Source organism: Achromobacter sp. E1 (assembly GCF_037039475.1).
GTDB classification, from domain to species: domain Bacteria; phylum Pseudomonadota; class Gammaproteobacteria; order Burkholderiales; family Burkholderiaceae_B; genus Achromobacter; species Achromobacter mucicolens.
In genome coordinates, this window is record NZ_CP146253.1 from 2,708,339 (window position 1) to 2,726,800 (window position 18,462).

An 18,462-nucleotide genomic window follows, 5' to 3' on the forward strand; every position below is an offset into this window, starting at 1 on the left:
GGTCAGCGTCCTGAAGACGAGGAGGTTGGCGGCGTGGTTGGCGCAAAGAGGCCGCCGGTCAGCATGGCGATCGCGTGGCGCGCGATCGCTTCGTTGTCGATGGTCTGCGCCACCGGGTCGTTCTGCCAGATGCGGCGCCATAAATTCGACGTTGCCAGCGGCAGCAGCGTCATGCCCAGAATGGACAGGAACACCAGGCGCGGTTCCACGCCCGGCGTGATGGCGCCGCGCCGCTGGCATTCGGCAATCAGGCCAGCGAATGCCTGAAGCCGGTCCGAGGGCAGATGGCGCAGCACGCGATCGCGCAGCTGGCCGCCTTCGTTGACGACTTCGTGCATCCACAGCGACGGCAGCCAGGGCTTATCAGTCGCGCTCTGGACCACGCGGCCCACGATTTGCGTGATGAAGCCTCGCGCCGCCGACGCCGGATCGGGCAGGGGAGCCGCGGGCGTGCCGTCAGCAGGTGGGCCATCAGCAGCCGGGCCACCGGCGGCTCCACCCGGCTCAAGCGGCACGGGCGCCCAGACATAGCCGATGACGGGCACGATCCGCTCCAGCACCACGGCGTCGATCAATTGGTCGCGGCTCTTGAAGTAGTAATGCAGCATCGCCGGCGTGACGCCCGCGCGCTGCGCGATGTTGGCGATCGTGGTGGCGGCCACGCCCTGCGCGGCGAACAGCTGCGTGGCCAGATCCAGCAGATTGGCGCGCGCGGTGGCGGTGTCCGGACGCGGCGGACGCCCGGGACGGCGAGGGGGCGAAGGAGGGGATGCGGAAGCCATGCGGCAGATTCTAATTAAAGAATTAATTAATTAAAAGAGGGTTCGATCATCAGGGTTTCAGCGGCTGCCGGCGGCGTGCGATGGTGTAATGGTCCGGTTCCCCACCACGCCGCCCGGGCGTGTAGCGAGGCCCGGCCGGCTCCATGAAGGAGGCCGCACACCATGCCCCAATCCGCTTCAACCAACCGCCGTATCGTGCTTGCCGCGCGGCCGCACGGCGAGCCCGCTGATACCGACTTCCGCCTGGAAACGGGCGAAGTCCCCCAACCGGGGCCGGGCCAGGTGCTGCTGCGCACGGTCTACCTGTCGCTCGACCCCTACATGCGCGGCCGGATGAGCGATGCCCCGTCCTACGCCGAGCCCGTGCAGATTGGCGAACCGATGGTCGGCGGTACCGTCACGCGCGTTCAGGCCTCGAATAATCCGCAGTTTCCGGTCGGCGAATGGGTGCTGGCGCAGACCGGGTGGCAGGACTACGCCGTGTCCGACGGCGCGGGCCTGCTGCGCCTGGGCGCCAATCCCGAAAACCCGTCCTGGTCGCTGGGCGTGCTGGGCATGCCCGGCTTTACCGGCTACATGGGGCTGCTGGACATCGGCCAGCCCAAGGCGGGCGAAACCGTCGTCGTGGCCGCGGCCAGCGGGGCGGTGGGCGCGGTGGTGGGCCAGATCGCCAAGATCCACGGTTGCAAGGTCGTGGGCATTGCGGGCGGACCGGACAAGTGCCGCTACGTGGTCCAGGAGCTGGGCTTTGACGAATGCCTGGACCATCGGCAGCCGGACCTGGCGGGCCGCCTTGCCGCGGCCGTGCCCCAAGGCATCGACGTGTATTTCGAAAACGTCGGCGGCGCGGTCTTCGATGCCGTGCTGCCGCTGTTGAACCCGCGCGCCCGCGTGCCGGTCTGCGGACTGATCTCGGCCTATAACGCGACCACCCAGCCCGAGGGCCCGGACCGGCTTGCGCTGCTCATGCGCACCATCCTGACGAAGCGGCTGAAAATGCAGGGGTTCATCATTTTCAATGAGTACGCGCACCGCTACGGTGAATTCCGCGACGCCATGCTGGACCTCATCAAGCAAGGCCGCATCAAGTATCGTGAAGACGTGGTCGACGGCCTGGAGAACGCCCCGCGCGGGCTGATCGGGCTGCTCAAGGGCGAAAATGCCGGCAAACGCATTGTGCGGGTCGGCCCTGACGAATGGAGCGCTACATGAACATCCTGATCGTGCTGACTTCCCACGACACGCTGGGCAACACGGGACGCAAGACGGGCTTCTGGCTTGAAGAGTTTGCGGCGCCGTATTACGCGTTTCTGGACGCCGGCGCCAAGCTCACGCTGGCCTCGCCGCTGGGCGGCCAGCCGCCCCTCGATCCCAAGAGCGACGATCCCGACGCGCAGACGGACGACACGCGCCGCTTCAAGCAGGACAGCGACGCGCAGCGCGTGCTGGCATCCACGCGCCGGCTGTCCGAGGTGCAGGCCTCGGACTACGACGCGGTCTTCTATCCCGGCGGCCACGGCCCGCTGTGGGATCTGGCCGAAGACAACAATTCGGTGGCGCTGATCGAAACCATGCTGGCCGCCGGCAAGCCGGTATCGGCCGTGTGCCATGCGCCCGGCGTGTTGCGCCACGCCAAGACCGCCGACGGCAAGCCGCTGGTGCAGGGCAGGCAGGTCACGGGCTTTTCCAACGCGGAGGAAGCGGCCGTGCAGTTGACCGACGTCGTGCCGTTTTTGGTCGAGGACGAACTGAAGAAGCTGGGCGGGCTGTACAGCAGCGGGCCGGACTGGCAGCCGCACGTGGTCAGCGATGGCCTGCTCATCACGGGGCAGAATCCCGGCTCGTCGGTGGGCGTGGCGCGCGCGCTGCTGGAGCGCCTGAAGGACTGACCGCCGCCGGGCTCGCAGGGCAGGACACGGACCGGGCCGCAAGGCCAGCGCGATGCGGCCCGGCATTGTGGCGGATTGTGTCAGAATCCCGCCTTTCTGAACTGAGCGCGCCGTCTTGCTGTTGCGGCGCGCGTGCTTTCCAATGCCCCCCGACGTCCCCGATCTTCCAGCAGGAACTTATGAAGCGGCGCTTTTCGCCGCCATGCAGGCGCGCGACCCGGCCACCGGCCGGCATTGCAAAAGGGTGGTTGCGCTAAGCGTTGCGCTGGCCCGGGCCTGCGGGCTGCCGCAGGATGAGCTGGATGTCGTCTCCGTGGCGGCACGGCTGCACGACGTGGGCAAGATCGGCACGCCCGACCGCGTGCTGCATAGCCCGCATCGGCTGGAAAAGGAAGACTGGGAAATCATGAAGGCGCACGCCGCGGCGGGCGCCTTCATCATCCTGCAGACCGCGATGCCGCAGCGCGAAGCCATTGCGCTGGCGGTGCGGCACCACCACGAACACTTCGACGGCTCCGGTTATCCGGATGGCCTGTCGGGCCATGCCATTCCGCTGCATGCGCGCATCATTTCGGTGGCCGATTCCTACGACGCGCTGGGCGATGCGCGGCCATACCATCCGGCGCGCACCCACACGCAGATCATGCGGATCCTGAACCAGGAGGCGGGATCGAAATGCGATCCCGACCTGCTGCGCGTCTTCGAATCGATTATCGGGGGCAGCCCGCTGCGCGTGCCGTAGCGGTTTACTTCAAGCGGTAGTTCGCCGCGACGGTGGCCAGGTCCTGCAGCGTGCGCTGCTGCCAGGCCGCGTCGTGGCCCAGTTCCTCGGCCAGGATGCGCGCGACCTCGGGCGCGGCCAGCATGGCGGCCTCGGCGTCCAGGAACAGCGCGCGGTTGCGGCGCGCCAACACGTCTTCCGCGCTGCGCGCCAATTCGTAGCGGGCGGCAAAGCGCACATGCGCCTCGGACAGGCCGCTGGCCTTGACCAGCATGCGCCCGGCGCCGGGCAGGGCTTGCAGGGTCGCCAGATCGTTGCCGTAGTAGCTGTCAGGCGTGCCGGCGTGTTCCTGCGACGGCGCCAGGCCGCCGGCGCCGTGCAGCGGCAGCGACTCGGTGCGGCACGAGGCCTGCGTCAGCAGCTGGTGCTGGATCGCGGTGTCCACCACGTCCTGCGCCATGCGCCGGTACGTCGTCCATTTGCCGCCCGTCACCGTCACCAGGCCGGCCTTGGACACCAGGATCGTGTGCTCGCGCGACAGCTTCTTCGTGGAGGCTTCGCCGGTCGCCTTGACCAGCGGGCGCAGGCCGGCCCAGACGCTGGTCACATCGTCGCGCGTCGGCTTGCGGCTCAGATACCGCGCCGCGGTGTTCAGAATGAAATCCACGTCTTGCGCGCCCGCGTCGGGATCCAGCGGCAGGTCCTGGCGCGGCGTGTCGGTGGTGCCGACGATGGTGTGGCCGTTCCAGGGCACCACGAACAGCACGCGGCCGTCGTCGGTCTTCGGGATGAGGACGGCGCGCTTGCCGGGCAGGAAGTCTTGCGGCAGCGTCAGGTGCACGCCCTGGCTGGGCGCCACCATCGTCTGTGCGTTCTTGTCCTCCATGCGGCGCACTGCATCGACCCACACGCCGGTGGCGTTGACGACGCAGCGCGCGCGCAACGTGAAGGTCAATCCGCCGACCACATCCGTGGCCGTGACGCCGTCCACCTTGCCATTCGTCATGGTCAGTCCGGTGGCGCGCACGTAGTTCACCGCCGTGCCGCCCAGGTCAAAGAGCGTGCGCATCAGGCTGATCGCCAGGCGCGCGTCGTCGAACTGGCCGTCGTAGTACAGGACGCCGCCTTTCAGGCTGCGTCCGTTGACGGTCTCGGCCAGGGTGGGGGCGTTGGCCAGCGTCTCGCGGCGTGACAGCCAGCGGCTGGGCGCCAGGTTCAGCTTGCCCGCCAGCATGTCGTACATCTTCAGGCCGATGCCGTAGAAGGGCTGGTCCATCATCGTGTAGGCCGGCACCACGAAACCCAGGGGCCAGACCAGATGCGGGGCGTTGCGGTTGAGCAGGCCGCGCTCGTGCAGGGCTTCGCGCACCAGGCTGACATTGCCTTGCGCCAGATATCGCACGCCGCCGTGGACGAGCTTGGTGGCCTTGCTGGACGTGCCCTTGGCAAAGTCGGCGCCTTCGATCAGCAGCGTCCGGTAGCCGCGCGCAGCGGCATCCACCGCCGTGCCCAGGCCGGTCGCGCCGCCGCCGATGACGATGACGTCCCAGGAATGCGTGTTGTCCAGCGTGTTGAGTAAGCGGCTGCGTTCGGGCGGGGTGACGGAGGCGAGGGGTTGGTTCATGTTCTTTGGGGGCGGCGTCGCCGCGAGGTAAATGCTTCGATATTCGTGCCGGCAGCGCGCAAGCGGGGGGTGGGCCCGCTGCGGCGCACGGGTCAGGGTGTCGGTTCGGGCAGGTTCGGCGCCGCGGCGACGTCACAGCGCACGCCCGAATCCAGCAACACTTGTGCCAGCGGCTCCTGGGGATGCGCGTCGGTGAAGAACCGGTCGATCTGCGAGATATGCGCCAGTTCCACCATGGCCTGGCGCTTGAACTTGCTGCTGTCGGCGGCCAGCCAGACTTCACGCGATTGCTCGATGATCGTGCGGGCCACGCGCACTTCGCGAAAGTCGTAATCGCGCAGCGTGCCGTCGGCCTCGATGCCGGAAATGCCGATCAGTCCGATGTCGACCTTGAACTGGCGGATGAAATCCATCGTGGCTTCGCCGACGATGCCGCGGTCGCGCGAACGCACCACGCCGCCGGCCACGATGACTTCGCAATCCGGGTTGTCGGACAGGATGTCGGCCACGTGCAGGTTGTTGGTGATGACGCGCAGACCGCGATGGCGCAGCAGCGCGCGCGCAATGGCTTCGGTGGTGGTGCCGATGTTCAGGATCAGCGAACAGCCATCCGGCACCGCGCGGGCCACGGCCTCGGCGATGCGTTGCTTGCCTGCGGCATGCAGGCCTTGGCGCTTGCGGTACGCGATGTTCTCGATGGTGGACGCTTCGATGCGCACGCCGCCATGAAAGCGCGACAAGAGGCCGGCTTCGGAAAGGATGTTGACGTCCCGCCGCACGGTCTGCAGCGTCACGTCGAAGCGTTTGGCGAGCTCTTCGATCGAGGCGGAGCCCTGGGCCCGCACCATTTCGATCAGCGCGCTCTGTCGAGGATTCAGTGTCATGTTCGAATGATAAAACAACAAAAGCGAAAAATAATGACGCACCGCAAGATTGTTTTTTGTTCGCTTCTTCGGTAAAACGCACAAAAAACGAAAGCCATCTGAAAGAGTATGCTCATCCTGTTGCGTCGGCGCGTGATCGCGCCGACGTAAAGGGCGGGACGCTGTGCCGAATACCGAAGTCCGTAGAAAACAGGGACGTATAAGTAGGTTGAGGAGACTAGATGCAGCTGACCTTGGACGGGATAGCTTTGCGGGCCGGCTCGCAGACGCACCTGTATCCCATGAGCCTGGCCCCGGTTCCCGGCGCCATGACCGTCCTGCTGGGGGCCACCCTGGCCGGCAAGACCTCCCTGATGCGCATCATGGCCGGGCTGGACCGGCCCACCGAAGGCCGCGTGCGGGTTGACGGCGCCGATGTCACCGGCGTGCCGGTCCGCCAGCGCAATGTGGCCATGGTCTACCAGCAGTTCATCAACTATCCATCCATGTCGGTCTACGACAACATCGCCTCGCCGCTCAAGCTGCGCGGGGAGGCCAATACCCGCGACAAAGTCCACGCGATGGCGGCGCGTCTGCACATCGATCATCTGCTGGACCGTTACCCGTCCGAGCTGTCTGGCGGCCAGCAGCAGCGGGTGGCGCTGGCCCGGGCGCTGGCCAAGGACGCCCCGCTGATCCTGCTGGACGAGCCGCTGGTCAACCTGGACTACAAGCTGCGCGAGGAATTGCGCGACGAACTGTCGGAATTGTTCGCGCAGGGCCGATCGACCGTGGTCTACGCCACGACCGAACCCGGCGAGGCGCTGTTGCTGGGCGGCCACACCGCCGTGCTCGACGCGGGCGAACTGCTGCAGTACGGCCCCACGGCCGACGTCTTTCACCGGCCCAATTCGATCCGCGTGGCGCGCGCGTTCAGCGATCCGCCGATGAACCTGTTCGCCGCCCGCCGCGAGAACGGCGGCTTCGTCCTCCAGGGAGACGTGGCGGTGGCGCGCGCGCTGCCGCCGGGCGCCGAGGCCGGCATCACGGCCGGCCTGCGGGCCGGGGCGCTGGACGTGGAGGCGCGGCCCGGCCACGTGGCGCTGCCCGGCCGGGTCACGCTGGCTGAAATCTCGGGTTCCGACACCTTCGTGCACGCCGAGACGGCCGCAGGCGACGTCGTGGCCCAGCTGCCCGGCGTGCACCGCTACAAGCTGGACGAGCGGGTGCAGCTGTACTTCGATCCGGCCCAGACCTATGCCTTCGGCGCGGACGGCGCGCTGCTGGCCGCACCGCGCCAGCCGGCCGGCGCGGGGGAGGTGGCCTGATGGCGCAGATCGAGCTGGACCTGTCCCATTCCTACGTCGCCCATCCCCAGTCCGATGACGACTATGCGCTGCTGCCGCTGCAATTTACTTTCCGCGACGGCGGCGCCTACGCGTTGCTGGGGCCCTCCGGCTGCGGCAAGACCACGCTGCTCAATTGCGTGTCGGGCCTGCTGCGGCCGTCACACGGGCGCATCGTGTTCGACGGCCAGGACGTCACCAACAAGACCCCGCAGGCGCGCAACATCGCCCAGGTGTTCCAGTTTCCGGTGGTGTACGACACCATGACGGTCGCCGAGAACCTGGCGTTTCCGCTGCGCAACCGCGGCGTGCCGCCCGAACGCATCCGCGAGCGCGTGGGCCGCATCGCCGAAATGCTGGAAATGTCCAACGTTCTGGATCGCCGGGCCAGCGGCCTGACGGCGGACGCCAAGCAGAAGATTTCGCTGGGCCGCGGGCTGGTGCGCAGCGACGTGTCGGCCATCCTGTTCGACGAACCGCTCACCGTCATCGACCCGCAGCTCAAGTGGGAGCTGCGGCGCAAGCTCAAGGAAATTCACCACGAATTCAAGCTGACGCTGATCTACGTGACCCACGACCAGACCGAGGCGCTGACCTTTGCCGACCAGGTGATGGTGATGGCGCGGGGCCGCGCGGTGCAGGTGGGCAGCGCGGACGACCTCTTTGAGCGGCCCGCGCACACCTTCGTCGGCCATTTCATCGGCTCGCCCGGCATGAACTTCCTGCCCGCGCAGTGGCGCGATAGCGCGCTGATGGTGGGTGAGCGCCGCATGGACGGCGTGCCCGAGGCCGTGGCCGCCAAACTGCGGGACGCGGGGCCGGTCAAGCTGGGCGTGCGTCCCGAATACCTGCGGCTGGCCGAGGCCGGGGCGCCCGGCGCCGTGCCCATGCGCGTGGAGCGCGTGCAGGACGTGGGCACCTACACGCTGCTGGTCGCCGACTTCGAGGGCACGGCCGTGCGCGCCCGGCTGGGCAGCAACATCGTCACCGAAGGCAAGGGGGCTACGGTGTGGCTGTCCGTGCTCAACCCGCATACCTGCTTCTACCGCGACGAGGTGCTGATCCCATGAAACCCACCGATCACCGGGCCTGGTTCCTGGTCATGCCGGTCGTGCTGTGCGTGGCGTTCTCGGCCATTCTGCCGCTGATGACCATCGTCAATTATTCGGTGCAGGACATCATCTCGCCGGAGCGCCGCGTGTTCGTCGGCACCGAGTGGTTCGCCGCGGTGCTGCAGGACGAGGAGCTGCACGGCGCGCTCTTTCGGCAGATCGGGTTCTCGTTCGCGGTGCTGCTGATCCAGATCCCGCTGGGCATCCTGCTGGCGCTGTCGATGCCCGCCAGCGGCTGGCGCGCGTCGGCCGTGCTGGTCATCATCGCGCTGTCGCTGCTGATTCCATGGAATGTCGTCGGCACGATCTGGCAGGTGTTCGGCCGAACCGACATCGGCCTGCTGGGCGCCACGCTGTCGTGGCTGGGCGTGGACTACAACTACACGGGTAACGACGTCGACGCCTGGGTCACCGTGCTGGTCATGGACGTGTGGCACTGGACGCCGCTGGTGGCGCTGCTGTGCTACGCGGGGCTGCGCGCCATCCCCGATGCGTACTACCAGGCCGCGCGGATCGACGGCGCCTCGCGCTTTGCCGTCTTCCGCTATATCCAGCTGCCCAAGATGCGCGGCGTGCTGATGATCGCGGTGCTGCTGCGCTTCATGGACAGCTTCATGATCTACACCGAGCCATTCGTGCTGACCGGCGGCGGCCCGGGCAACGCCACCACCTTCCTGTCGCAATACCTGACGCAGAAGGCCGTGGGCCAGTTCGACCTGGGCCCGGCGGCGGCGTTTTCGATCATCTATTTCCTGATCATCCTGCTGCTGTGCTTCATCCTCTACAACTGGATGCAGCGCGCGGGCACCACGGGCGGCTTCGACGAGGAGCGGGCAAATGCATGAGAAATCCTCCTGGTGGCGCGGCGCCTTCCTGACGCTGTATCTGGTGTTTGCCATCCTGCCGCTGTACTGGATGCTGAACATGTCGTTCAAGTCCAACACGGAGATCGTCAGCACGCTGACGCTGTGGCCGCGCGACTTCACCTTCGAGCACTACCGCACCATCTTCACGGACCCGGCCTGGTATTCGGGCTACATCAATTCGCTGATCTACGTCGTCATCAACACGGTCGTCTCGCTGGGCGTGGCGCTGCCGGCCGCCTACGCGTTCTCGCGCTATCGCTTCATCGGCGACAAGCACGTGTTCTTCTGGCTGCTCACCAACCGCATGACGCCGCCCGCCGTGTTCCTCTTGCCGTTCTTCCAGCTCTACAGCTCGTTCGGCCTGATGGACACGCACCTGGCGGTGGCGTTGGCGCACCTGGTCTTCAACGTGCCGCTGGCGGTGTGGATCCTGGAAGGCTTCATGTCGGGCGTGCCGCGCGAGATCGACGAGACCGCCTACGTGGACGGCTATTCGTTCCCGCGCTTTTTCCTGACGATCTTTCTGCCGCTCATCAAGTCGGGCGTCGGCGTGGCGGCGTTTTTCTGCTTCATGTTCAGCTGGGTGGAACTGCTGCTGGCGCGCACGCTGACCTCGGTCAACGCCAAGCCCATTGTCGCGACCATGACGCGCACCGTGTCGGCCTCCGGCATGGATTGGGGCGTGCTGGCCGCGGCGGGCGTGCTGACCATCGTGCCCGGCGGCATCGTCATCTGGTTCGTTCGGCACTACATCGCGAAGGGCTTCGCGATGGGCCGCGTGTAGGCATCTGGACAACAGGAGGGCGCAGCCATGTTCAGCTGGATGGTGTGGACCACCCCGGTCGCCGTGTTCTTCAGCTGCATCGTCCTGATGCTGGTCGGCATGACGATCTGGGAGTTGAAGTCGCCCACGCAGGAGCGCAAGGGCTTTCTGCCCCTGCGCACCACGCGCGGCGACCGGCTGTTCATCGGCCTGATGGCCGCGGCGTGGCTGAACCTGGCGTTCCTGGGATTCGGCCAGAAAGCGGTCGAGTGGTTTTCGCTGGATCAGCCGCCGTCGGTGTGGATCAGCTTCGTGCTGTCCATGCTGCTGCTGGCCTTCATCATGAAAAAAGGGTGAGAGAAGGGCGCCAGACCCTTCGTTGGTTTCGGGCAGTCAGGTAAAGGACTATCGGCCAGCGTCTTCCCCGGCCAGCGGTCCGCAGCACGATAGGGGAAGACTTATCGAGGAGACAGGTCATGAAATTGCGCATGCACGCCATGGCGGCCGCTATCGCCCTGATCGGAACGTCAGGGGCTTGGGCCGGCGAGCCGGAGGCGAAGAAGTGGGTCGATTCGGAGTTCCAGCCGTCGTCGCTGTCCAAGGAACAGCAGATGGCCGAAATGAAATGGTTCATCGATGCCGCGGCCAAGCTCAAGGCCAAGGGCATCAATGAGGTCAACGTGGTGTCCGAAACCATCACCACGCACGAGTACGAATCCAAGGTGCTGGCCAAGGCTTTTGCCGACATCACCGGCATCAAGGTCAATCACGACCTCATCCAGGAAGGCGACGTCGTCGAAAAGCTGCAGACGTCCATGCAATCGGGCAAGTCCATCTACGACGGCTGGATCTCCGATTCCGACCTGATCGGCACCCACTACCGCTATGGCGCCATCCTGCCGCTGTCCGACTACATGGCCGGGGCGGGCAAGGAATGGACCAATCCCGGATTGGACCTGAAGGATTTCATCGGCACCAAGTTCACGACGGCGCCCGACGGCAAGCTGTATCAGCTGCCGGACCAGCAATTTGCCAATGTGTATTGGTTCCGCGCCGACTGGTTCGCCCGCCCGGATTTGAAAGAAAAATTCAAGGCGAAGTACGGCTATGAACTGGGCGTGCCCACCAACTGGTCCGCGTACGAGGACATCGCCACGTTCTTCTCCAACGACGTCAAGGAGATCGACGGCAAGCGCGTCTACGGCCACATGGACTACGGCAAGAAGGATCCGTCGCTGGGCTGGCGCTTCACCGATGCGTGGCTGTCCATGGCGGGCGCGGCCGACAAGGGCCTGCCCAACGGCATGCCGGTGGACGAGTGGGGCATCCGCGTCGCGGACGACAAATGCACGCCGGTCGGCGCGTCGGTCTCGCGAGGTGGGGCCACCAACAGTCCGGCCGCCGTGTACGCGCTGACCAAGTACATCGACTGGATGAAGAAGTTCGCGCCGCAGCAGGCCATGGGCATGACCTTCTCGGAGGCGGGGCCCGTGCCGGCGCAGGGCCAGATCGCGCAGCAGATCTTCTGGTACACGGCCTTTACCGCCGACATGACCAAGAAGGGCCTGCCGGTCGTGAACGACGACGGCACGCCGAAGTGGCGCATGGCCCCGTCGCCCTACGGTCCGTACTGGAAGGACGGCATGCAGAACGGCTACCAGGACGTGGGATCGTGGACATTCTTCAAGTCCACCAACCCCGACAAGATGGCGGCCGCGTGGCTGTATGCGCAGTTCGTCACGTCCAAGTCGGTGTCGCTGAAAAAGTCGATCACGGGCCTGACCTTCATCCGCGACAGTGACATCAACAGCGAGTTCTTCACCAAGAACGCGGCCAACTACGGCGGCCTGATCGAGTTCTACCGCAGCCCGGCGCGCGTGGCCTGGACGCCGACCGGCACCAACGTGCCGGATTATCCGAAGCTGGCGCAGCTGTGGTGGAAGAACGTCGCCACTGCGGTCACGGGCGAAAAGACCCCGCAGGCGGCCATGGACAATCTGGCGAACGAAATGGATCAGGTGATGGCGCGGCTTGAACGGGCCGGGATGGCCCAATGCGCGCCCAAGCTCAATCCCAAGAGCGATCCCAGCAAGTGGCTGTCCGACCAGCACGCGCCGTGGAAGAAGCTGGCCAATGAAAAGCCCAAGGGCGAAACGATCCCGTACGACCAACTGCTGTCGGCGTGGAAGGCCGGCAAGGTGCGGTAAGCGCCTGACTTTCCGTTAACGCATTTGCCGTCAACGCATTTGCCGTCAACGCATGAACGCCACAGGCTGCCTGTGGCGTTCTTTTTTTCACCCCCAGGCCTCGCGCACCGGGGAATCGCGCATGTCACAATCTCGCCATCCGCGCCCCGCGCGTCTCTCAGAATTCTGTCCTGCATGCCCGTTCCCAAGCTCGCCGTCTCCCTGGTTTCTGCTGCGCTGGCCCTGTCCGCCGGCATGGCGCACGCCGCCGGTTTTCAACGCCTGAACCTGCCCATGGACCAGAACGGTCCCGGCCTGCAAGGCGCGGTCTGGACGCCCTGCGCCGAACCTGCCGGTGAAATCAAGGTGGGCCGCGTCACCATCCAGGGCGTGCAGGGCTGCAAGCTGCCCGATGGCCGCTACCCGCTCATTGTCATGTCGCATGGCTCGGCGGGTTCGTATCTCAGCCACCATGACACCGCCGCCGCGCTGGCCGATGCTGGCTTCGTGGTGGCGGCGGTCAATCACGTGGGCGACAACGCGCAGGACAAGTCGCGCCAGGGCTATCTGTCCAATTTTTCCACCCGGCCGCGCGAAGTGCGCCGTCTGATCGACTACATGACCGGCACGTGGCCCGGCAAGGCAAGGCTGGATCCCGAAAAAATCGGCTTCTTTGGTTTTTCACGGGGCGGCTATACGGGCCTGGTGCTGGCGGGTGCGGCGCCGGACCTGGCGGCGGGGCTGGCAATCTGCGCCAGCCAGGCATCGCTGCCCATGTGCCGCGACATCGCGGCGGGCCGGGTGCCGCAGCAACCGTATCCGCAGGACGCGCGCATCAAGGCGGCGGTCATTGCCGATCCGCTCAATGTCTTTCCGCAAGAGGCGCTCAAGCGCGTGTCGCTGCCGATCCAGCTTTGGGCTTCAGCGCAGGGCGGCGATGGCGTCAGCCCCGCCAGCGTGCAAGCGGTGCGCGAGGGCCTGGGCGCCGCGCCCGACTATCAGGTGGCCGCCGGCGCCGGACATTTCGCGTTCCTGGCGCCGTGCGGCGCCGAACAGGCCGAGGCATCGCCCGGCATCTGCCGCGATGAGGCAGGCTTTGACCGCACCGCATTCCACCAGGACCTGAACGCCCGCGTGGCGGCGTTCTTTAAGGCGCAACTGCAATAGGTGCGCGTCCGTGCGTCAACGCGTCTTTGCGCGCCGGCGCATCGAAGGCCGATGCGCCGCGCGGCCAATCAGTGAATGATGCGCGCCGCGCGGCGCGCCTGCTTGATTTCATACATCCGCGAATCGGCCAGCCGGACGGCCGCTTCGGCGTCCAGTCCGGCCGGGTCCAGCGCCACCACACCGGCGCTGGCGCCCTCATAGGCCACCGTGGTTTCGCCCAGCGGATAGCGACCCATCGTGGCGGCCAGGATGCGCTCTTCCATGGCGCGCGCCGCTTCTTCCGCTTCGGCTTGTTGCGCCACGCCGCCCGAGTCGGACCGTTTGCGAATGAGCGCGGGGCCGGGCCCGATCAGAACGAACTCGTCACCGCCCACGCGTCCCAGCATGTCCGATCCGCGCAGCGCCGCGGTCATGCGCCGCGATACTTCCTGCAGAAAGGTGTCGCCCGCCTGGTGGCCGTACGTGTCGTTGATGCTTTTGAACCCGTCCAGGTCGATGACGCCCACCAGCACGCTGCCGTGTTCGCGCACGGCCCGCGCCAGCAGCCGGTCCAGCGCTTCGTAAAGCGCGCGCCGGTTGGGCAGGCCCGTCAGCATGTCGGTCAGCGCATACGACAGGAGCTGCACGTTGGCCGCATGCAGTTGCTCAACCAGCATTTCGCGCTCTATGAAACTGGCGATCACGCTGGAAAACAGTTTCAGCACCGCTTCGGCCTCGGTAGTGATTTCGTGGCGGCGGGCGCTGGCGGCGCACAGCGTTCCGTACAAGGCGCCATCGTCGGCGCGCACCGGTGTGCTGACGTAGGTCTGTATGCCCAGTTGCCGGGCCGCGTCCGAGTCGGGCCAGCACTGCGCGACATTGCTGGTGCTCATGCGGCCTTCGTCCAGCGCGCGCTTGCACAGCGTGTCGTCCCAGGGCACCGACAGGCCTTCCGGGATCTGCAGGTGCCCCACGTTGCGCGCGTAGCGTACGCGTTGCAGCTCGGCCTTCAGGTCGATCGAGGTGAGGTAAGTCGATTCAAGCCCGGTCACGGCGCCCAGCATGTCCAGCAGCGGGCGGGTCAACTGCTCGACCGACTTGGCGGCGGGCAGGGTAGTGGAAAGTTCGGCGAGGATGGGATCCAGCACGGCTGCTCCTGGATGCATGGTCGGATGAACATGCGGCCCGTGCTCCATGCGCAGAGCCGGCCGGCAATGCCTCCATTATGCATGGGCCGGGGCCTCGCCTGCATGACGTCATGACATCACGAGCGAGCGGTGCGCGCACACGCCCGCCATGACGCCGGAGGCGCTGGCCAGCGTGGCGTTGGACATCGGGGTCGACGCGTCGCCCGCGGCGAACACGCCGGGCACGGTCGTTTGCTTCATGTCGTCCACGCGAATGACGGGCCCCAGCGGCCCCTCGTCGAATTCGCAGCCCAGCTGTCCGGCCAGCGGGCTGGCCATGTGGACGCGGCTGGCGACAAACAGCGCGCGTAGCGGCACCTCGCGGCCGTCGTCCAGCGCCACGCCGGTCAGGGCTGGCGCGTCGCCCAGCAGCGCCACGACGGGCGTGCGTTCGACGCGGACGCCGCGCGCGGCAAGATGGCGGGCGTCCTCGGGCGACGGTTCGAACTGGCCCTGCGTGAAGTAGGTGGTCGGCCCCCAATCGGGCAGCAACATCGCCTGGTGAACCGACATCGGATGCGCGGCCACCACGCCCAGCGGTTCGTCCGCCACTTCAAAGCCATGGCAGTACGGGCAGTGCAGCACGGTCTGGCCCCAGCGCGCCTGCAATCCGGGCAGTGGCGGCAGTTCGTCGCGCATGCCGGTCGCCAGGATCAGGCGCGCGCCGCGCACCTGCTCGCCGCCCGCCATGACGACGGCAAAGCCGCCGTCCTGCGCCAGCGCCTGGATTGCTTCGCCGTCCAGGAACGACACCGTCGGATAGCGCGCAAGCTGCGCGCGGGCGTTGGCCACGATCTCCTGCGGCGGCACGCCGTCTTGGCCCAGAAATCCGTGTGCGTGCGCGGCGTAGCGGTTGCGGGGCCGGGCGGCATCCACAAGCAGCACCTGCCGGCGGGCTCGCGCCAATTGCATGGCGGCGGACAGGCCGGCAAAGCTGCCGCCGATGATGATGACGTCGTAGTGCATGAAGGATCCTCCGGAACGGGCCGAACTCAAGGGGCTGAGATTCGAGATTTCGATACTTTGAAAGTTGCATGATAGAAGCCGGCGGCATCTTATGCAACTTATGGTGTTTCATTATTGCGTTGCCGGCTTGAGGAATGCCGCTTGCTGTCCGCCGCTCCAAAGCGGCCGGGTTGCGCCGGCCCCTTGCGCGGGACTACCCTGGATTCCTCTACACCGGCGGCCGGCCCACGCCGACCGCCAAGGAGACTGGCATGCAGCACACGACTGACCTGGACGGCCGCGTGGCCGTGGTGACGGGCGCGTCTTCCGGTATCGGGCGCGCCGTGGCAATCGGCCTCGCGCAAGCGGGTGCGCGCGTGGTGGTGAACCACCGGGCCGGTGGCGATTCGCAGGCCCGCGGCGCGGCGGTGGTGGAATCCATTCAGCGCAGCGGCGGCACGGCGGTGGCCGCGGCCGCCGACATCAGCCGCGAAGCCGACGTCGACCATCTGTTCGAGCAGGCGATGCAGCATTTCGGCCGGGTGGACATCCTGGTCAACAATGCGGGCGTCGAGCACCCGTCTCCCATCGCCGACATGACGCTCGCGGACTGGCAGCGGGTGATCGACGTCAATCTGACCGGGCATTTCCTCTGCGCCCGCGCGGCGGCCCGGGCTTTCAAGTCGCAGCCTCCGGATCCCGCCCGCCAGAAGCTGTCCGTGGGCAACATCCTGTTCATCAGTTCGGTCCACGAAGTGATCCCTTGGGCGTTTCAGGTGAACTACGCGGCCTCCAAGGGCGGCATTTCGCTGCTGATGAAATCGCTGGCCCAGGAACTGGCGCCGGACCGGATCCGGGTCAACTCCATTGCGCCCGGCGCCATTCGCACCGCGATCAACCAGCCCGCGTGGGACACGCCGCAGGCGCTGGCCAAGCTGCTCGAACTCATCCCCTACGGCCGGATCGGCGAGCCCGAGGACATTGCGCAGGCCGCCGTCTGGCTGGCGGGCGATGCGTCGGATTACGTCACCGGCACCACGCTCTTCGTGGATGGCGGCATGACGCTGTATCCCGAATTCCGCGGCGCGGGTTGAGGACCGGCATGTCCAAACCGCTCGAGGATTACGGCCTCATCGGCAACATGCTGTCCGCGGCGCTGGTCGCGCGGGACGGTTCGATCGACTGGTTGTGCCTGCCGCACTTCGATTCGCCCGCGTGCTTTGCCGCGTTGCTGGGCGACCAGAGGCATGGGCGTTGGCTCATTGCGCCGCACGGCAAGGTCCGCGCGACGTCGCGCCGCTACGTGCCCGACACGGCGGTGCTGGAAACCCGTTTCGAGACCCGCACGGGATCGGTGCTGGTGCAAGACTTCATGCCGCTCAGCGACGACGACGAGCGGGTCGATGTCGTGCGCATCGTGCGCGGCGAGTCCGGCCACGTGCAGATGGACATGGAGCTGATCCTGCGCTTTAACTACGGCCAGAGCGTGCCGTGGGTGCGGCGGCGCGACTACGGGCTCAACGCCATCGCCGGGCCGGACGCGGTCGAGCTGCACACGCCCATCGAGCTGGAAGGCCACGACATGAAGACGACGGCGCGCTTTGCGGTGCATCCCGGGCGCGTCGTGCCGTTCACCCTGTCGTATCACCGTTCGCACCGCACGCCCCGGTTCGTGCCCGACCGGGTCGAAAGCATGGACCGCACCGTCTCGTGGTGGCAGGAGTGGTCCAAGCGCTGCCATTGGGACGGACCGGGCGACGGCGCCCGCGACGCGGTGGTGCGCTCGCTGATCACGCTGAAGCTGCTGACATTCCAGCCCACCGGCGGGATCATCGCCGCGCCGACGACCTCGCTGCCCGAACAGCTGGGCGGCGGCCGCAATTGGGATTACCGGCATTGCTGGCTGCGCGACTCGGCGCTGACGCTGTACGCCTTGCTCAACGCCGGGTATCGCGAGGAAGCCGAGGCATGGCGGCAATGGCTGCTGCGCGCGGTGGCCGGCCACCCCGACCAGTTGCAGATCATGTACGGCATTGCCGGGGAGCGCTGGTTGCCGGAGCTGGAAATCCCCTGGCTGCCCGGCTACGAGGGCAGCCGGCCCGTGCGCCGGGGCAACGGTGCGGCCGGGCAGAGCCAACTCGACATCTACGGCGAACTCATCGACACCTTGTATGCGGCCCGCGTCGCGGACCTGGCGCCGCTGGCCGAGGCCTGGCGACTGCAGAACGTGCTGCTCAAGCCGCTGGAGCAGCGCTGGCGCGAACTGGACCACGGCATCTGGGAGGTGCGGGGCGAACGCCGCGCCTTCACGCATTCGCGGGTGATGTGCTGGGTGGCGTTCGACCGGGCGGTCAAGGCCTGCGAGCGCTGGGGATTGAAAGGGCCGGTGGATGTCTGGCGCCGGCTTCGCGAACGCATCCACAAGGACATCTGCGAAAACGGTTTTGACCGCACTCGCGGCTGCTTCGTGCAGAGCTACGGCTCGCGAGCGCTGGATGCCAGCCTGCTGCTGATCCCGCAGGTGGGCTTTCTGCCGCCCAACGACCCGCGCGTGACGGGCACCGTGCACGCGATCGAGCGCGAGCTCATGCACGGCGGGCTGGTTCGCCGATACGCCGTTCAGGATACCGATGATGGCCTGGAAGGCGAGGAGGGCGTGTTCCTGGCCTGCAGCTTCTGGCTGGCGGATGCCTACGTGATGCAAGGACGGCTGGGCGATGCGCAGCGGCTTTTCGACCTCCTGCTGTCGCTGCGCAACGACCTTGGGCTGCTGTCCGAGGAATACGACGTGGTTCGGCGCCGGCTGGTGGGCAATTTTCCGCAGGGCTTCTCGCACATCGGGCTGGTGAACACGGCCTACAACCTGAGCCGCGCGATGGGACCGGCGCAGCAGCGCGCGGAACAGGATGCGCCCCGGGCCTAGCCTGCGCCGGTGTATTCTCGCAATCACGCGGCGCGTTCCGTCATGCGCCGTGCTGGCACACCACAAGAATCGCGCGCCGCGGCTTGCCCGCCGGCTGCCGCAGGAGAGA

General features: G+C 66.8%; 17 protein-coding genes. 12 read left to right on the plus strand and 5 right to left on the minus strand.

From position 1 onward, the window contains the following. Window positions 1–2: 2 nt before the first annotated feature. Window positions 3–782: a TetR family transcriptional regulator gene (locus V6V88_RS12485; RefSeq protein ID WP_338619382.1), complete on the minus strand. Its 780-nt coding sequence runs from the start codon at window positions 780–782 to the stop codon at window positions 3–5. 162 nt (window positions 783–944) lie between these two features. Between V6V88_RS12485 and V6V88_RS12490 the strand changes: the two genes are divergently transcribed. The 3 genes from V6V88_RS12490 (at window position 945) to V6V88_RS12500 (ending at window position 3,413) form a co-directional block, all read left to right on the plus strand. Next, a complete protein-coding gene (locus tag V6V88_RS12490; protein ID WP_338619383.1) occupies window positions 945–1,994 on the plus strand; it encodes an NADP-dependent oxidoreductase in 1,050 nt (349 codons plus the stop codon). Beyond that, on the plus strand, window positions 1,991–2,671 hold the full coding sequence (locus tag V6V88_RS12495; RefSeq protein ID WP_056317241.1) for a type 1 glutamine amidotransferase domain-containing protein: 681 nt from the start codon (window positions 1,991–1,993) through the stop codon (window positions 2,669–2,671). The genes V6V88_RS12490 and V6V88_RS12495 overlap by 4 nt, the downstream gene beginning before the upstream one ends. Window positions 2,672–2,813: 142 nt before the next feature. Next, window positions 2,814–3,413 carry an HD domain-containing phosphohydrolase gene (locus V6V88_RS12500; protein WP_338619384.1) on the plus strand — a complete coding sequence of 200 codons (600 nt, stop codon included), beginning with the start codon at window positions 2,814–2,816 and terminating at the stop codon, window positions 3,411–3,413. Between the two features lie 4 nt (window positions 3,414–3,417). Here the strand turns inward: V6V88_RS12500 and V6V88_RS12505 are convergent, their stop codons facing one another. Together V6V88_RS12505 and V6V88_RS12510 are read right to left on the minus strand one after the other, a co-directional pair. Beyond that, window positions 3,418–5,016 carry a glycerol-3-phosphate dehydrogenase/oxidase gene (locus V6V88_RS12505; protein ID WP_338619385.1) on the minus strand — a complete coding sequence of 533 codons (1,599 nt, stop codon included), beginning with the start codon at window positions 5,014–5,016 and terminating at the stop codon, window positions 3,418–3,420. Window positions 5,017–5,108: 92 nt separating this feature from the next. Then, a complete protein-coding gene (locus V6V88_RS12510; protein WP_338619387.1) occupies window positions 5,109–5,900 on the minus strand; it encodes a DeoR/GlpR family DNA-binding transcription regulator in 792 nt (263 codons plus the stop codon). Between the two features lie 221 nt (window positions 5,901–6,121). Between V6V88_RS12510 and V6V88_RS12515 the strand changes: the two genes are divergently transcribed. The 7 genes from V6V88_RS12515 to V6V88_RS12545 all read left to right on the plus strand — a co-directional run bounded on the left by V6V88_RS12515 (window position 6,122) and on the right by V6V88_RS12545 (window position 13,319). Continuing rightward, window positions 6,122–7,207 (plus strand): ABC transporter ATP-binding protein, encoded by a 1,086-nt coding sequence (locus V6V88_RS12515; RefSeq protein ID WP_338619389.1) that lies wholly within the window; start codon window positions 6,122–6,124, stop codon window positions 7,205–7,207. Beyond that, window positions 7,207–8,295, plus strand: coding sequence for an ABC transporter ATP-binding protein (locus tag V6V88_RS12520; protein ID WP_338619391.1), 1,089 nt, complete (start codon window positions 7,207–7,209; stop codon window positions 8,293–8,295). Before V6V88_RS12515 ends, V6V88_RS12520 begins: the two co-directional genes overlap by 1 nt. After that, on the plus strand, window positions 8,292–9,182 hold the full coding sequence (locus V6V88_RS12525; RefSeq protein ID WP_056317256.1) for a sugar ABC transporter permease: 891 nt from the start codon (window positions 8,292–8,294) through the stop codon (window positions 9,180–9,182). Before V6V88_RS12520 ends, V6V88_RS12525 begins: the two co-directional genes overlap by 4 nt. Next, window positions 9,175–9,987: a carbohydrate ABC transporter permease gene (locus V6V88_RS12530; protein WP_280002444.1), complete on the plus strand. Its 813-nt coding sequence runs from the start codon at window positions 9,175–9,177 to the stop codon at window positions 9,985–9,987. Before V6V88_RS12525 ends, V6V88_RS12530 begins: the two co-directional genes overlap by 8 nt. Window positions 9,988–10,014: 27 nt before the next feature. Beyond that, on the plus strand, window positions 10,015–10,323 hold the full coding sequence (locus tag V6V88_RS12535; protein ID WP_056317261.1) for a DUF2160 domain-containing protein: 309 nt from the start codon (window positions 10,015–10,017) through the stop codon (window positions 10,321–10,323). A 119-nt stretch (window positions 10,324–10,442) separates the two neighbouring features. Continuing rightward, a complete protein-coding gene (locus V6V88_RS12540; protein ID WP_062841491.1) occupies window positions 10,443–12,173 on the plus strand; it encodes an ABC transporter substrate-binding protein in 1,731 nt (576 codons plus the stop codon). Between the two features lie 174 nt (window positions 12,174–12,347). Further along, window positions 12,348–13,319, plus strand: coding sequence for an alpha/beta fold hydrolase (locus V6V88_RS12545; protein WP_338619396.1), 972 nt, complete (start codon window positions 12,348–12,350; stop codon window positions 13,317–13,319). A 68-nt stretch (window positions 13,320–13,387) separates the two neighbouring features. Here V6V88_RS12545 and V6V88_RS12550 read toward each other — a convergent pair whose 3' ends face one another. After that, complete coding sequence (locus V6V88_RS12550; protein WP_338619595.1) at window positions 13,388–14,443, minus strand: sensor domain-containing diguanylate cyclase; 1,056 nt, start codon at window positions 14,441–14,443, stop codon at window positions 13,388–13,390. A 111-nt stretch (window positions 14,444–14,554) separates the two neighbouring features. Beyond that, the gene (locus V6V88_RS12555) at window positions 14,555–15,451 is read right to left on the minus strand and encodes an NAD(P)/FAD-dependent oxidoreductase (protein ID WP_338619397.1); all 897 of its coding nucleotides are present in this window, start codon (window positions 15,449–15,451) and stop codon (window positions 14,555–14,557) included. A 251-nt stretch (window positions 15,452–15,702) separates the two neighbouring features. On the opposite strand from V6V88_RS12555, the gene V6V88_RS12560 reads away from it, so the two are divergent. Together V6V88_RS12560 and V6V88_RS12565 are read left to right on the plus strand one after the other, a co-directional pair. After that, window positions 15,703–16,524, plus strand: a complete 822-nt coding sequence (locus tag V6V88_RS12560; protein WP_279212042.1) for a glucose 1-dehydrogenase — start codon at window positions 15,703–15,705, stop codon at window positions 16,522–16,524. Window positions 16,525–16,532: 8 nt separating this feature from the next. After that, window positions 16,533–18,353 (plus strand): glycoside hydrolase family 15 protein, encoded by a 1,821-nt coding sequence (locus V6V88_RS12565; RefSeq protein ID WP_338619400.1) that lies wholly within the window; start codon window positions 16,533–16,535, stop codon window positions 18,351–18,353. The last annotated feature ends 109 nt before the right edge of the window (window positions 18,354–18,462 follow it).